This window comes from Bacillus sp. TL12 (assembly GCF_022625245.1).
GTDB lineage: Bacteria > Bacillota > Bacilli > Bacillales > Bacillaceae_G > Bacillus_A.
Window position 1 is genome coordinate 1 of the sequence record NZ_JAJJBY010000043.1, and the last position, 14,444, is coordinate 14,444.

The window sequence follows — 14,444 nt, forward strand, 5'->3', positions numbered from 1 at the left end:
CAAGTGAGAGGAAGTCTTTTTTTGTTTCAAAGCCGAAACTTATACTCATTCCATTCCCACTCTTTCTTCTTTAATCTATCAGGTTATATATTTCTACAAACAAAAACACTTCTCCTATAAGAGAAATGTTTCTTTACATATTCAAAACCCTACTACAATCAAAAGGGCGCCAAAAATCATATGAAGCGACCGCAAAAAGTAAGACAGTCTTTTTGTCATGATTTGGCGGATCGCTGATATATTGTGAGAAATAGTCGATATATTTGAAAAATCGCCGATAAAATTTCACGTACTAATATACACCACCTAAATCTCAACAATTTACCATGTTTCTTTCTAGAATTTTATATGGCTAGATTATAGACAGAACATAGCCACTTAAAGCGCCAAGAACAACAACGGTCCATGGTGGTGCTTTCCAAAATGCTAATAGGCAAAATAGGAGAGAAGCGATGACAAAGTCAGCCGTACCTATGATGGAGCTTGTCCAAATTGGATTGTAAAAGGCTGCTAGTAAAATGCCAACAACAGCAGCATTAACGCCAAGGAGTACACCCTGTATATAAGACAAGCGTCTAACTTGATCCCAAAATGGCAGCACGCCAATGACAAGTAAGAATGCTGGGAGAAAGATAGCAATTGTCGCAAGAGTAGCTCCTAGTGTCCCGCCTAGTATAGTTCCTATATAAGAAGCGAATGTAAAGAGAGGACCTGGGACGGCTTGTGTTAAGCCATATCCTGCTAAAAATTGTTCCTTTGTCATCATGCCATTTAATACAAATTCATTTTCGAGAAGAGGAAGAACGACATGTCCTCCGCCAAACACAAGTGAGCCAGAGCGATAGAAACTATCAAACAGGGCAATCCAGTGTGAAAATGGTCGTAATATTGGCAGCAAAAATAATAAACTAAAAAATAGTAAGAGGCACGTGATACCTGTTATACGTGAAACAGGAATATGCGTTTTGCTAGCAGGTTGAATTTCATGCTTACGATATAAGAGCCAACCGGCAAGACCAGCGAGTAGAATAAGCGTAACTTGTGTCCAAACACTTGGAAATAATAACGAAATTGCAGCAGTAATAATTGCAATGGTAGCTCGGTTTCGATCCGGTGTTAATTTCTGTGCCATTCCCCATATTGCATGGGCGACAATTGCTACTGCTACAAGTTTTAGCCCATGAATCCAGCCAGCTTCTCCTACGTGAAATTGCTGGAGTAGTGAAGCGGAAAATACAAGAACGAGGACTGAGGGGAGTGTAAAGCCGGCCCAAGCAACTATGGCCCCAAGGAGTCCTCCGCGTGATAAACCGATGCCAATTCCAACTTGGCTGCTTGCAGGACCAGGGAGGAATTGACAGAGTGCCACTAAATCTCCATAACTTCGTTCATCCATCCATTTTCGTTTTTGTACATATTCATGATGGAAATAACTAAGATGAGCGACAGGTCCTCCAAAAGAAGTAAGGCCTAGTTTAAGTGATACGAGGAAGATTTCTAGTATTGTTTTCAAGGTAACCTCCTAAAGAAATTTCAATTCTAGATGCATTATACAGGAAGAAGCACAATGGAAGGAATGCTTATTATGTAATGTTTTTGTAAATATTTGCGAAGAGGAATCAGATATCTCATAAAAAGAGCTCTTGAAAGAGTCATAATTGATCGTGTCTCGGCAATAAATTAGTTAGAGAGATACCAGAGCTATTCGAGTTGAAATTCATATAAGGAGAATGTTGCTAGTATGACAAAACATTTCGTTGCTAAGCTGAAAGGTGGTAATGAATTACCTCCTGTAAAAACAAAGGCTTATGGGGTCGCAGAGCTTATTTTTAATGATACTTTTACAAAATTACATTATAGGGTCATATTGAAAAATATTGAGAAGATAACATCTTGTCAAATCCATTTAGGGAAAGGGAATCAGGTTGGGCCAGTGGTTTTATTCTTATATGGACCTGTAAAGCACGGAATTAGCGTGAATGAAGGAACGATAACAGGTGTGGTGTCTACTGAAGATTTAGAAGAAGGACCTTTGCAAGGGAAGACGTTTGAGAATCTTATGCAGGCAATCGACGAAGCAAATGCATATGTAAATGTTCATACGAGGACATATACAAGGGGAGAAATTCGTGGGAAGATAAATGAATATAGCCCATCTATGAGCCGATAAGTAAACATGCCCGTGAATATTAATATTCACGGGCATGTTTACTTTATTCTTTTTTTTCTGGTTGATTCTTTATGAAGAAGTCCATCACGTAAAAAACTTCATCGTCTGGAATCTGCACGTTAAATGTGTTTTCAATTGGTTGCAATGCTTTTTTGACCTTCATATACATCCAGTATTCATCTTGTCTACGCGCTTCTTTGTCAGGATAAGGGAGTAGCTTTTCTCCCTTTTGAAGCCGGTCAATCATACAGCTCATATGCAAAATAACTCCCATTAAACTATCAGGGTTTAATTGTAAGGAGATGAGCTCTTGAATTGTATTTAATGCGTACCGAATTGTTTTGATTAGGAGAGCCCCATCATCACGTTGCATTTGTTGTCCGAGAATATCAGCCATTTTTGCATATGTTTCTTCATACGTAATTAATTCTTGAATCGGCTGAATAGCTTTATAGTTTATAATGTCTTGGAAATGATAGGTTAAACATGGTACCTGTACGTCAAAGTTTGTGACAATACAAATCATATTGCGTTCTTTCTTTATATTTTCGATCATTTTTGTTAAATCTTTTTCATGAACGATACTAATAGGAATAATTTCTATTAAATCTTTATCGAATCGTAAATAGTTTTCAAGCATTTTTTGAATAGCTAGCGCGCTTCCTTCTCCTGTTAAACAAGCTGTTAAAATAACTGATTTCATTGGAGCAAGCGGCTTTTTCTTTTCTTCTTGTACATTCAGGTAAAACGGTGTTAAGTTTTTCACCGTTTCATATAAAGCGTCTAATGAGTAGCCAAGTTGCGCTTTTCTTGCTGCTTCTAATACGTGTGGTGTACTTGTCATAGAGAGAACACGTACAGGGATATGAAATTCCGTTTCCAGTATATCCCCGATATAAGCAAGTGAGCCCATATCGACGAGTAAGAGAAGACCATTTATATGTCCTAGCGTTTTCATGTACACTTTTACTCGTTCTAAGAAGTCTTTCGGTGATTCATGAAGCGGCATATCAATTCCTGTTACTTCATCAATACCGAGAAGTTCATTCGCGACATTTGCCATCTCTGTTGCGATACCATTGCCGTGAGCTAAAATCAATACTTTTACTTCTGTTTGGGAAGCAGGAATAGGATCAACGACGAAAAACATCGTTAAAAATCCAGCTTCATCAATTGGCATTGTGATTTGCAGTTCTTCTTCTAAAAGTTGGATACACTGCATAGCGACTGAGAAGGCTTCTTTATATTTCGTGCGAATTTGATTGAGCTGTGGGTGATGAATTTGTTTCCCGCTCTGTAAACGTTGTAGAGTTGTCTGTACATGTAAACTTAAAGCAAGAAAGACTTTTTCATCAAATATCTTAGATAAATGTTTTTCTGCTAGTTCAGCTATTTTTTCGCACACAGAAACAATATTACGATCGACAATTTTAAAGACATTTTCATGATTTGTCTTTTTTGATATTTGATTAAAATAATGAACGAAAAAGCTTTGGATATCATTGTCTATTAATAACTCTAATTCTTCTTCTTCAATCCCACGCGCTTGGAGTTCTTCATACTTATGATCGATGTAATCATAAATGGAAGAACTTGTATCCTCTGTTTTATGTCTACTCCATCCTTCGTCACTCGTAAATACAAATGTTTCGTTTGGCACTTGATACAAATGACGGCTTTTTCTTTCGATAAATAAGCCTTCCTTCATGTACCATGGCAAATCAGTGCTAGAAACGCGCACATAATCCCTTTTCTTTGTAACGAAGTCAGAATAGGCTTTTGCGCAGGCAATTTGTACATCTGTTTTTAATTGTCCAATGTTATTTGGACATTGATAAAAGACGAATGCGCGCATTGCATTTGGGCTGACATGAATTTCTTTTCGCAGACGAATCGCTTCATTTGTAAAAAAGAGCTGTAATAGTGCGAAGCGTTCCTGATGTGTTCTCTCACGAAGTGGCGGAAGCGTTACGGTCATCGGAATTCGTCTTGTAAATGTTTTGAGTAAAAAAGAGTTCGGCTCTTCTGTTGTTGCAGTAATAATTAATACTTGTGCTCGGCGCTCGTTCTCTGTCTCTCCAAGGCGACGATACACACCGCGATCAATAAATGTGAATAGCATTTCCTGACCTTCTGGAGGAAGGCGGTGCACTTCATCCAAAAAGAGAATTCCTTCATGGGCTTTTTCGATTAATCCTTTTTGGTCACTTGCACCAGTGTAAGCACCCTTTTTGATCCCGAAAAGTTGTCCAAGCAGGAGCTGTGGATTATTTGCGTAATCTGCACAGTTAAAAACGATAAACGGTGCATCTTTTGGCAGCTGATTGACTTCAATCGCGTATTCATGCATTAAAGAAGCAAACATAGATTTCCCGACACCTGTTTCTCCAAGTAGCAATGTATGCATACCATTTGGAGGATAGAGTACAGCGGCCTTTGCCTTTTCAATGGCAATTTTAAGGCTTGTATTTTCTCTAGCAAAGGCATCGAGTGAAGTGCCATCTTGTGAAGGCGTTTCCATATGAGAGTTAGCTCCTAAATAGAAACGGACCGGGCGTGTTCCTGTTTTAGATAAACGACCATCTTTCACAAGTTTATTTAAATCGCTGCTTACATTTGCACGGTCTAGCTGTAGAAGTGTAGCGAGTTCAGATGCTGTTACACCTTCTGAGTAATTCCCCTGTTGCACCGCATTATAAATGAGGTCCATTCGTTTCATTTTCTTCACCTCGAAACTTCATCACTATTTAAAATTTTACACAAAAATGGGAAGTGTGGGAAGAGGAAAGTATAAACAGCCCTAGTATTATACTAAAGCTGTTACAATCTTGTGTCCTTCCAGAAGTTTACTTCTAAATGGGAAGAAGGATTATAAGGAAGAAGTGTATATCCTTTTGCCTTAAGATAGTCAATTACCTTTGGAAGAATTTTCACTGTGACGCTAGAATCATGCATTAAAATAACTTCCACTTGTTCGTCGCTTTGGTTCATGACTCGTTCTAGTATAGCAGAAGGATTATGATGGCTTTTCCAATCATATGTATCGATTGTCCAATCCCACATTTTGTACCGAGCAGAAACAAGTGCATCGCGATAATTCTTTTTTAAATAAGGCATACTACCGTATGGAACACGAACGAGGTGTGTATCCAAATTTGTGGTGCGGCGGACAATAGAACGGGTTTGTTCCATTTCGGTAATTAAAGCAGTTGGATCACCAGTATATAAACGTTTCACGTCATGGGACATGCTATGTAAACCAATATAATGCCCTTCGTTAATTAAACGTTTCATTGTTTGTGGGTAATGTGAAGCCTTTCCACCAATTATAAAGAAAGTTGCTTTCCCTTGTTTTTGTTTTAAGATATTTAAAATTTGTAATGTGTATTTATTTGGTCCATCATCAAATGTTAAGTATGCAATTTTTTGCGGAAGAGCCGCGTCCTGAATCATAGAGTCATGTATAAGTGGGGAGTTAGCGGCTGCTTCAGTATAAGATATCGAACATGTAGTAATGCTTAGGAGTATAATCATCCATTGAAACATTTGCTTTATCAAAATACTCACCCTCAGTCTAACAGTCATGGAGAAGGAGTTAAGATTGTAGTCTCATTATCCTCTTTATATGTATATCTTCTCCAATAGAAGAGCTCTCAAACAAACTATATTTTGGAAATAAAAAATAGCACCCTTTCTCAAAAAAGAAAGAGTGCTATTTGAATATTTTTTGCTAAAAAAGGCTATACTACAATTATTCTTCGCGTTTTTTCACTTTTTTATAGAAGGAAATAATTGGTTTATAACGTTCATGCACAAGACCGATTACTTCTGCTACAATTTCAGTGAAGAAGATTAAAGCGAATAGAAGAATAATGGATAACCATAACGTTGCACTAGAGAAAATAATCGCATTTACGCTAAAGAAAATACCGAATGCGTAAATGATAAGTACCGTCGTGCGATGAGAGAAGCCCATTGCTAAGAGACGATGATGTAAGTGCGATTTATCTGGCGCAGAAATTGGTTTTTTATTAACAATGCGTCGGATAATGGCAAACAGTGTATCAAACACAGGTACGCCTAAAATAATAATTGGAACAAGGAAACTAAATAACGTTACGCTCTTGTATAACCCAAGTAACGATATAACAGAAATACAATATCCTAAGAATAATGCTCCTGTATCTCCCATGAAAATCTTAGCTGGATGGAAGTTATAGAATAAAAATCCAAGTGTACTTGCAAGAGCAATTAATGCTAATGGTAAAATAATGACAGCACCAGTTCCCATAGGACTAGTGAAAGCCATATATGCTAACGTTGCAAGAACAATGGATGAAATTCCAGCGGATAGCCCGTCTAATCCATCAATTAAGTTGATAGCATTTGTAATACCGACAATCCAAAATACCGTAATTGGATATGCAAGTATGCCAAGTTCAGTATCTCCTAAGATTGGAATGTACAATACCTGTACTAATAATCCACTTTTTACAATAAGTGCAGCAACTAAAAGTTGCCCACCGAATTTTACTTTTGCCGATAATTCATACATGTCATCTAAAATACCGATAATGACAATGATAACAGCGCCTAAACTAATTGTTACCATTCTTTGTTCATATAATCCACTAACAAAGAATCCAACAGCTACACCAATAAAGATTGCCAGTCCACCTAGACGAGGCATGATTTTTTGGTGTACTTTACGTGCGTTTGGCTTATCAGTCGCTCCAATTTTAAATGCTAATTTAATGACCAAAGGAGTAACGACTAATACGGTAATGAAAGATGCCAAAATGGCATAAATCACTTGTGAGTCCATTAGTACCCCACCTTTTATATTTTAACGTAGTTTTTTAAATATTTGTCTGAAAATTATGATGTTTGTTTGCAGGCTCATAACATATGGTATCACAAAAAGATTAGAATTCAATCTTTTTTTCTATTCACTGTAATTGGAAATAGATAAAATATATGACAAATTCATCGTAAATGTGATGTCGTGTAAGGGGCTTTCAATATATTTTATCATTCAATTCTATCGTATGGTTTTGAAACCGAAGTACAGAGTTATGACATAGATAAGTCTGTTCCTAGTACGGATGGTAGGATGTGACCAATTCTCTTTACTATAAGTGTTGCACGTTAAAATACGTACGTTTCGCGTTAAAATATGGAAAAGTTAAATGTGCCAGTAATAAAGTGATTTGTAAAGAAAAGTGTCTAAATGGAGGACGTTATTTTACAAAATCTTAAAAAAAGATAGAGCAGACGTCTCATATAATAAGGAGTGAGAGCTCATATCGTATTTCATTTCGTTTTGTCCCGCATTAATGGGCAGTAATACTCCCACCTCAAAATTCGGCGAAAGCATTGTCCAACTCTAGCGGCTAGAATCTCCGGTCGTTTCGCCCCCTCGGACGAGGCAAAAAGCGCCTCTCTGCCAGGAGCGCGGGCGTCCTACGATTCTGAGCGAGCTGTTTCCGTTTTTCTAAAGAAGGTAGGTGGAGATAAACTGTCCGTAACGGCCCGATTGGTGAGGGCTGATAATCAGTGTGGGATGAAGAAAACCCCCACTGATTAAAGTTTCACTTTATATGAGAAAAAGAGTAACTGAAAGACACTGCCTTATATTCATTTTTAGAATGAAAGGGGGAAGCACAGGAGTGTTGTCATTCACAAAAAATGTACATTTCTTGTCTTGCTACTTTTATACAGTATTCTCACAAAAATGTTAAGAATCCTGTGCGGAAAATCTAATGAAAATTACGGTGATAGGTACCGGATATGTTGGATTAATTACTGGGGTGGGATTAGCGACGTTGGGCCATGATGTTACTTGCTTTGATATAGATCAAGGGAAAAATCGCGCGAATGAAGCAAGGGGGAAATTCCAATTTATGAACCTGGTCTAGAACAATTGGTAGATGTAGCAGTCCAAGAAAGGCGGCTAGTATTTACATCAAATCAAATAGAAGCATTCAAACATGTAGATTTTATATTTGTAGCAGTGGGCACACCATCTTTACCAGATGGAACGGCAGATTTAACATATATTCGTAATAGTTGTTATGAAATTGGTATATATACAAATTCAGATGTGATTGTGATTACAAAAAGTACGGTTCCGGTTGGCACGAACAATCAAATGAAAGAATGGATTTAAGAGAAGCTACAAGCGCGACATACTATACATATGGTATCCAATCCAGAGTTTTTACGTGAAGGTTCCGGTATACATGACTTTTTCCATGGTGATCGCATCGTGATAGGAGCGGAGACAAGAGAAATTGCACAAAAGATAGAGAAGTTATACAGTAAGCTATCGATTGAAACATTTGTGACAGATATTCGCAGTGCTGAAATGATTAAATATGCTTCAAATGCTTTTTTGGCTACGAAAATTAGTTTTATAAATGAAATTTCTAATATATGTGAGAAGGTAGGCGCAGATGTGTTAGAGGTAGCAGGCGGCATGGGAATGGATCGGCGAATTGGTTCTCAATTCTTACAAGCAGGTATTGGTTATGGCGGTTCATGTTTCCCAAAAGATACAAATGCTCTCGTCCAAATTGCAGGTAATGTTGCACATGATTTTCGGTTATTAAAAGCAGTAATTGAAGTGAACAACAAACAACAAATGTTACTTGTTCGGAAAGCAAGAAGTGTAATGGATATGAGGGGCAAGCGGGTCGCGGTGTTAGGGGTGGCTTTTAAGCCAAGTACAGATGATATTAGAGAGGCGCCGTCTCTTCCCATTATAAAGGAGTTAGTAGAGATGGGAGCAAATGTAATTGCATATGATCCACAAGCTATTTTGCATGTGCAGCGATTGTTTGGAGATGAAATGAAATATACAACGGATTTAGATGAGGCAGTCACAGGGGCAGAAGCAGTGTTTATTGTAACCGATTGGGAATGCATACGCACGTATCCACTAGAAAGGTATGTGAAACTTATGTGTGAACCTATTTTATTTGATGGGAGAAATTGTTATACTGGGGAGGATATTGAGAAACATAGAATGGATTACTATTCCGTTGGAAGAAAGAGCATTCGTAATAGGAGATGTTCTACTATTTAGTAAGAACGCTTCCTTTTGTCCTTTTGTGTTCTCATATATAATGGTGAGTGTAACAATACTATATAAAATCCATGGTGATTTGCTGGCATATAAATTGCGGCTATGAAAGACAAAAGAGATCTCCACTTGTTTTCTCCTTTTGTTTTCATTTGGCATGGGGCGAAAAGAGGATCTGACCGCTTCTATGCATGGCCGGACGCTCTCTCCCACTCAAAAGGGGAGGTTTTATGTTAGTTTTTCATATATTGTAACTAGTGAAAGAAAAGAGGCAGTGAAATGACTGAACGTTTAAAAGTAATGACGATTTTCGGAACACGTCCAGAAGCGATTAAAATGGCACCTCTTGTGTTAGAGTTGCAAAAACACCCTGAGCAAATTGAATCCATTGTGACAGTAACAGCACAGCATCGTCAAATGCTAGATCAAGTATTAGATATCTTTGGAATTACGCCGGATTTTGATTTGAATATTATGAAAGACCGTCAAACATTAATTGATATTACAACACGTGGTTTAGAGGGTTTAGATAAAGTAATGAAGGAAGCAAAGCCAGATATTGTTCTTGTACACGGTGATACAACAACTACTTTTATCGCGAGCCTTGCTGCTTTCTATAATCAAATTCCAATCGGCCATGTTGAAGCTGGACTTCGTACATGGGATAAATATTCTCCATATCCGGAAGAAATGAACCGCCAATTAACAGGTGTAATGGCAGATCTTCATTTCTCTCCTACAGCAAAATCAGCAACGAACTTGCAACAAGAAAATAAAGATGAAGCACGTATTTTTGTAACAGGAAATACAGCAATTGATGCACTAAAAACGACAGTAAAAGAAGAGTATAGTCATCCGGTACTAGAGAAGCTTGGAAATGACCGACTTGTACTTATGACAGCGCACCGTCGTGAAAATTTAGGTGAACCAATGCGCAATATGTTCCGTGCAATTAAGCGCCTTGTTGAAAAATACGAAGATGTACAAGTTGTATATCCAGTTCATATGAATCCTGTTGTGCGTGAAACAGCTAACGATATTTTAGGAGACCATAACCGCATTCATTTAATTGAACCGCTAGATGTAATTGATTTCCACAATGTTGCAGCGCGTTCATACTTAATGCTAACAGATTCTGGTGGTGTACAAGAGGAAGCACCTTCCCTTGGTGTACCGGTTCTTGTTCTTCGTGATACAACAGAACGTCCAGAAGGTATTGAAGCAGGAACTTTAAAATTAGCAGGTACAGACGAAGAAACAATCTTTACACTTGCAGATGAATTATTATCTAATAAAGAAGCGCATGACAAAATGGCGCAAGCATCTAATCCTTACGGTGACGGTCTTGCTTCAGAGCGTATCGTAGAAGCAATTTTACAATATTTTAATAAAAAGTAAGTAAAAAAGAGCCGAGCCTGATATCTGTCGATAGAGGTTTGGCTCTTTTCTTTCCCGTCTTTATTTAATTTTGCTGGTGGTTGCGCATGAGCCACTCTGCATTTGCGTCCGTAGATGGAGGCGGCTCTTGTTCTTTTTTATTAGTAGATGAATTTGTTGTATTTGTATCAGAGTTAGAACTTGAATTGGTTGTGGTATTGGCATTTTTATTTGTTTGATTTTGTTCTAAGTTTTTTAAAATTTCATTACGAACAGTTTGAAGGTTCGCTTCATCCGGGATAAAGTAATAAATATCGTTTAGTTTTTTATCCTCACCTTCTAATTTAAGCGTTTGGATGTTAGAAGGGTCGAATCCCGATAGTTTATTGTATAAGGCAAGTCCATCAGACACAGGTACATCAGTCTTTACATATTTTCCAACAACCTCTGCTAAGTCTTTAATCTTAAAGACCGTGGAAGTAGAATTGAGTTTATGTGCGACTGCAGCAAGTACTTGTCGTTGCCTTGTAGCGCGGCCGTAATCTCCATTTGGATCTTGTTTTCGCATGCGGACATAAGCTAATGCTTCTTCCCCATTTAACTCTTGTTGTCCTTGCTTAAATTGAATCAGCTTGTAGTAATCTATATCAGACCGTTCCTCGAAATCGAAAGGAACATCGACTGTAATGCCACCAACAGCATCAACAATACCTTTAAAGCCCTTGAAATCGATTTTAATATAATGGTCAACAGGAACATGTAAAAAGTTCTCGACCGTTTCTAATGCCATTTTTTCTCCGCCGTAAGCATGTGCTGCGTTAATTTTGTCTTTTTTATTTTTTCCAGCAATCGTAACGCGTGAGTCACGCGGAATGCTCATGATAGAAACATTTTTTGTTTTTGGGTTAATTGTTGCGAACATAAGCGAATCTGTTCGTCCGTTTTGTCCATCGGTCGCATAATCTTCAATTCCCATAATAAGGACGCTGAAAGGTTCTTTTGTGATTTCTACATCTTCCGCACGCAATTTTGATTTATCACGAGTGAAGCCACTATACATCTCCATGAGAGAAGAATAGGAATTAAACATGTAGAGTCCTACGCTGCTGATTAGTCCTATAAAAAAGAGATAGATGAAAAATCTACGTCTACGCTTCTTTTTAATTCTTCTGTTCTGGAGATGATGATAACGCTCTTTCATACATAATCTCCTTTAAAATTATATGTTATTATTGCATAATGTCTTGTTCTAAATACAACATATTGTCTTCTTTTATTGTACATTTCCCATTTGTTAATTCAATCATCCAGTCAGTAAAAATTTGTTTTTGATCTTCTTCTACATAAGTATCGAATGTAACATTCTCTAGGTAATCTATATCTTTAATCGCGTAGGCTGAGTGTCGTAATTCATTTTCAACTTTACCGAGCAGCGTATAATCAACTTCTGTCTTTATAATGCGCATTAGTTTTCGCTCTACAATTCCGACGTGATTAAGCCCTTCGCTTGTGCATTTTCCATATGCACGAATTAAACCGCCAGCACCAAGTTTGATACCGCCAAAATAACGTGTGACGACAACAACTGTATCTTTTAGACCGCGCTTTTTTAATACTTCTAACATAGGAACACCAGCAGTTCCGCTCGGTTCACCATCATCATTTGCCTTCTGAATTTGATCACGTTCCCCAATTAAATAGGCAGAGCAGTTATGCGTTGCATTCCAGTTTTGCTTTTTAATTTTTTGAATAAATTCTTGAGCTTCTTCTTCTGTTTTCGCTCGGCTCACGTAACAAATAAACCGTGACTTTTGAATGACAATTTCGTGCTCACCGTAGCCTTTAATTGTTAAATATTGTAATAGCAATGGTATACGCTCCTATCTTTCAAAATGACTAGTACTTTTTATTGTAAAAGGGCTAGTTTTCAGATTCAAACATTTTTTGTAGAAATATAGCAAATTATATTATAAATATAACGTTTTTGTTGTAAATTGCCCAAGTGTTGATTATAATCTTAAATCGGCATTTTTCATACATTAATGCACCTTTTCCTATTTTCGTGTAAAATTAGGAAATAAAAACTTTTTTATAAGGCAGGTACGAAAATGAGAACAGCTATTGTTACGGATAGTACAGCATATATACCGAAGCATATTCGTGAAGAACTCAATATACATATGATTCCATTAAATGTAATTTTTGGGACGAACTCTTATCAAGAAGAAGCAGAAATTACAGCGAATGATTTTTATGTGAAAGTACGTGAACATGAAGAACTTCCGAAGACTTCTCAACCAGCAATTGGGAAATTTGTGGAGCTATTTGAAGAATTGGCAAAAGAATACGATGCGGTTATTAGTATCCACCTTTCAAGTGGAATTAGTGGTACGTATCAAACGGCAACGACAGCAGGGCAAATGGTTCAAGGAATTGACGTATATACATATGATTCTGAAATTAGTTGTGAAGTACAAGGTTTTTATGTGCGTGAAGGTGCAAAAATGGCGAGCGAAGGAAAAGCGCCAGAAGAAATTTTAGCTCGGTTTGATGAGATGAAACAAACAATAGATGCTTATTTTGTTGTGGATGACTTGCATCATTTGCAACGTGGTGGTCGTTTAAATAGCGCACAAGCATTTATCGGTAGCTTATTACAAGTAAAACCGGTGTTATATTTTAGAGATAAAGTGATTATTCCGTTTGAAAAAATTCGCACGCGCAAAAAGGCGTTAAAGCGTATTGTTGAAATCTTTGATGAACATGCGAGTAAAGGTATGCCAATGGAAGCTGTTATCATTCATGCAAATCGTGAAGAGGAAGCGAAAGAGTGGCAGAGCGAGCTAGAGGAAAAGTATCCTCATGTTACAATCCGCATCAGTTATTTTGGCGCTGTAATTGGAACGCATTTAGGAGAGGGATCACTAGGTCTAGGTTGGTATACAAAATAATAAAAGTGTAAAAGCTCTCTTTTTGTAGAGAGTTTTTTTACGGATATACGTATGCCTATTTGACAAGTTAATATTTGGAAGTAAAATCTAACTTATATAAATGCGGATGGAAAAAGGACAAAAACCATTTTTTAAGGTGGGAGAGAGGATCCGCCCATGGAAAGAAGCGGTTTTCGCCCCATGCCATGTGAAAACAGAAGAAGGAAATGAGTGAAAGTCTCCTTATCTTCTTCATAGGCATAATTTATTTATTGGAAAATCGAAATGGATTTATAAAAAATAAGGAAAGTTTTATTGCTTACTTTTTATAAGAAACTATTTTATAATAAAGGAGAGGTGAAACATATGGAGCATAATTCTTGTTTATGTCCAAAGTTTGAATCGGCTTTTACACTGCTTAGTAAAAAGTGGACGGGCTTAATTATTAAATCTTTGTTAGAAGAGCCGAAACGATTTAGAGAAATTGCGGATATTATCCCAAATATGAGTGATCGTATGTTGTCAGAGCGTTTAAAGGAATTAGAGAGTGAAGGCGTAGTTGTACGTAATGTTTATCCAGAAGTACCTGTTAGAATCGAATACGGATTAACAGAAAAAGGAAAAGCGTTAGAAAGCGTTATGAATGAAGTCCAAAACTGGGCTGAAAAATGGGTGAAATAATAGGGTATTTTCTATGAAAAAACACAAGGAGTCTTTCTTGTGTTTTTTTTTCATTTTGTAACAAGTCTATGACAATTGGTTAGAAAAATAGTGTGATTTTCTTAAGATTCTACAAAAAAGTACAGGATTAGATGAAGGGTGTCAGGAAATTACAAACACAATATTACATTTATTTTACAAAAACGTAACATTGGTAAAATAT

At 37.2% G+C, this 14,444-nt stretch carries 10 protein-coding genes and 1 pseudogene; 5 read left to right on the plus strand and 6 right to left on the minus strand.

Annotation, left to right across the window (positions count from 1 at the left end):
- Window positions 1–352 precede the first annotated feature (352 nt).
- Window positions 353–1,513: a chromate transporter gene (locus LOK41_RS24415; protein WP_241818680.1), complete on the minus strand. Its 1,161-nt coding sequence runs from the start codon at window positions 1,511–1,513 to the stop codon at window positions 353–355.
- A gap of 228 nt (window positions 1,514–1,741) precedes the next feature.
- On the opposite strand from LOK41_RS24415, the gene LOK41_RS24420 reads away from it, so the two are divergent.
- Window positions 1,742–2,170, plus strand: a complete 429-nt coding sequence (locus LOK41_RS24420) for a CHRD domain-containing protein (protein ID WP_241818681.1) — start codon at window positions 1,742–1,744, stop codon at window positions 2,168–2,170.
- A gap of 43 nt (window positions 2,171–2,213) precedes the next feature.
- Here LOK41_RS24420 and LOK41_RS24425 read toward each other — a convergent pair whose 3' ends face one another.
- The 3 genes from LOK41_RS24425 to LOK41_RS24435 form a co-directional block, all read right to left on the minus strand.
- Complete coding sequence (locus LOK41_RS24425; RefSeq protein ID WP_241818682.1) at window positions 2,214–4,889, minus strand: sigma-54-dependent transcriptional regulator; 2,676 nt, start codon at window positions 4,887–4,889, stop codon at window positions 2,214–2,216.
- Between the two features lie 101 nt (window positions 4,890–4,990).
- A complete protein-coding gene (locus LOK41_RS24430; protein WP_481748835.1) occupies window positions 4,991–5,755 on the minus strand; it encodes a polysaccharide deacetylase family protein in 765 nt (254 codons plus the stop codon).
- A 166-nt stretch (window positions 5,756–5,921) separates the two neighbouring features.
- The gene (locus LOK41_RS24435; protein ID WP_241818684.1) at window positions 5,922–6,995 is read right to left on the minus strand and encodes a glycosyltransferase family 4 protein; all 1,074 of its coding nucleotides are present in this window, start codon (window positions 6,993–6,995) and stop codon (window positions 5,922–5,924) included.
- Window positions 6,996–7,932: 937 nt separating this feature from the next.
- Here LOK41_RS24435 and LOK41_RS24440 point away from each other — a divergent pair.
- Both LOK41_RS24440 and wecB read left to right on the plus strand, forming a co-directional pair.
- Window positions 7,933–9,257, plus strand: a pseudogene (locus LOK41_RS24440) (UDP-glucose dehydrogenase family protein).
- Between the two features lie 276 nt (window positions 9,258–9,533).
- Complete coding sequence (gene wecB / locus LOK41_RS24445; RefSeq protein WP_241818685.1) at window positions 9,534–10,652, plus strand: non-hydrolyzing UDP-N-acetylglucosamine 2-epimerase; 1,119 nt, start codon at window positions 9,534–9,536, stop codon at window positions 10,650–10,652.
- Between the two features lie 64 nt (window positions 10,653–10,716).
- Here wecB and LOK41_RS24450 read toward each other — a convergent pair whose 3' ends face one another.
- Together LOK41_RS24450 and LOK41_RS24455 are read right to left on the minus strand one after the other, a co-directional pair.
- Window positions 10,717–11,832 (minus strand): LCP family protein, encoded by a 1,116-nt coding sequence (locus LOK41_RS24450; protein WP_241818686.1) that lies wholly within the window; start codon window positions 11,830–11,832, stop codon window positions 10,717–10,719.
- Window positions 11,833–11,860: 28 nt separating this feature from the next.
- Window positions 11,861–12,499 (minus strand): YigZ family protein, encoded by a 639-nt coding sequence (locus tag LOK41_RS24455; protein WP_241818687.1) that lies wholly within the window; start codon window positions 12,497–12,499, stop codon window positions 11,861–11,863.
- 240 nt (window positions 12,500–12,739) lie between these two features.
- On the opposite strand from LOK41_RS24455, the gene LOK41_RS24460 reads away from it, so the two are divergent.
- Window positions 12,740–13,582 (plus strand): DegV family protein, encoded by an 843-nt coding sequence (locus LOK41_RS24460; protein WP_241818688.1) that lies wholly within the window; start codon window positions 12,740–12,742, stop codon window positions 13,580–13,582.
- A 345-nt stretch (window positions 13,583–13,927) separates the two neighbouring features.
- Window positions 13,928–14,242 carry a winged helix-turn-helix transcriptional regulator gene (locus tag LOK41_RS24465; RefSeq protein ID WP_000400853.1) on the plus strand — a complete coding sequence of 105 codons (315 nt, stop codon included), beginning with the start codon at window positions 13,928–13,930 and terminating at the stop codon, window positions 14,240–14,242.
- Window positions 14,243–14,444: the final 202 nt, after the last annotated feature.

What these genes read in the sequence shown, in the direction of transcription:
- LOK41_RS24460 (WP_241818688.1), top strand. Translation starts at nt 12,740, where the DNA reads ATGAGAACAGCTATTGTTACGGATAGTACAGCATATATACCGAAGCAT.
- wecB (WP_241818685.1), top strand. Translation starts at nt 9,534, where the DNA reads ATGACTGAACGTTTAAAAGTAATGACGATTTTCGGAACACGTCCAGAA.
- LOK41_RS24465 (WP_000400853.1), top strand. Translation starts at nt 13,928, where the DNA reads ATGGAGCATAATTCTTGTTTATGTCCAAAGTTTGAATCGGCTTTTACA.
- LOK41_RS24435 (WP_241818684.1), bottom strand. Translation starts at nt 6,995, where the DNA reads ATGGACTCACAAGTGATTTATGCCATTTTGGCATCTTTCATTACCGTA.
- LOK41_RS24425 (WP_241818682.1), bottom strand. Translation starts at nt 4,889, where the DNA reads ATGAAACGAATGGACCTCATTTATAATGCGGTGCAACAGGGGAATTAC.
- LOK41_RS24430 (WP_481748835.1), bottom strand. Translation starts at nt 5,755, where the DNA reads ATGACTGTTAGACTGAGGGTGAGTATTTTGATAAAGCAAATGTTTCAA.
- LOK41_RS24450 (WP_241818686.1), bottom strand. Translation starts at nt 11,832, where the DNA reads ATGAAAGAGCGTTATCATCATCTCCAGAACAGAAGAATTAAAAAGAAG.
- LOK41_RS24420 (WP_241818681.1), top strand. Translation starts at nt 1,742, where the DNA reads ATGACAAAACATTTCGTTGCTAAGCTGAAAGGTGGTAATGAATTACCT.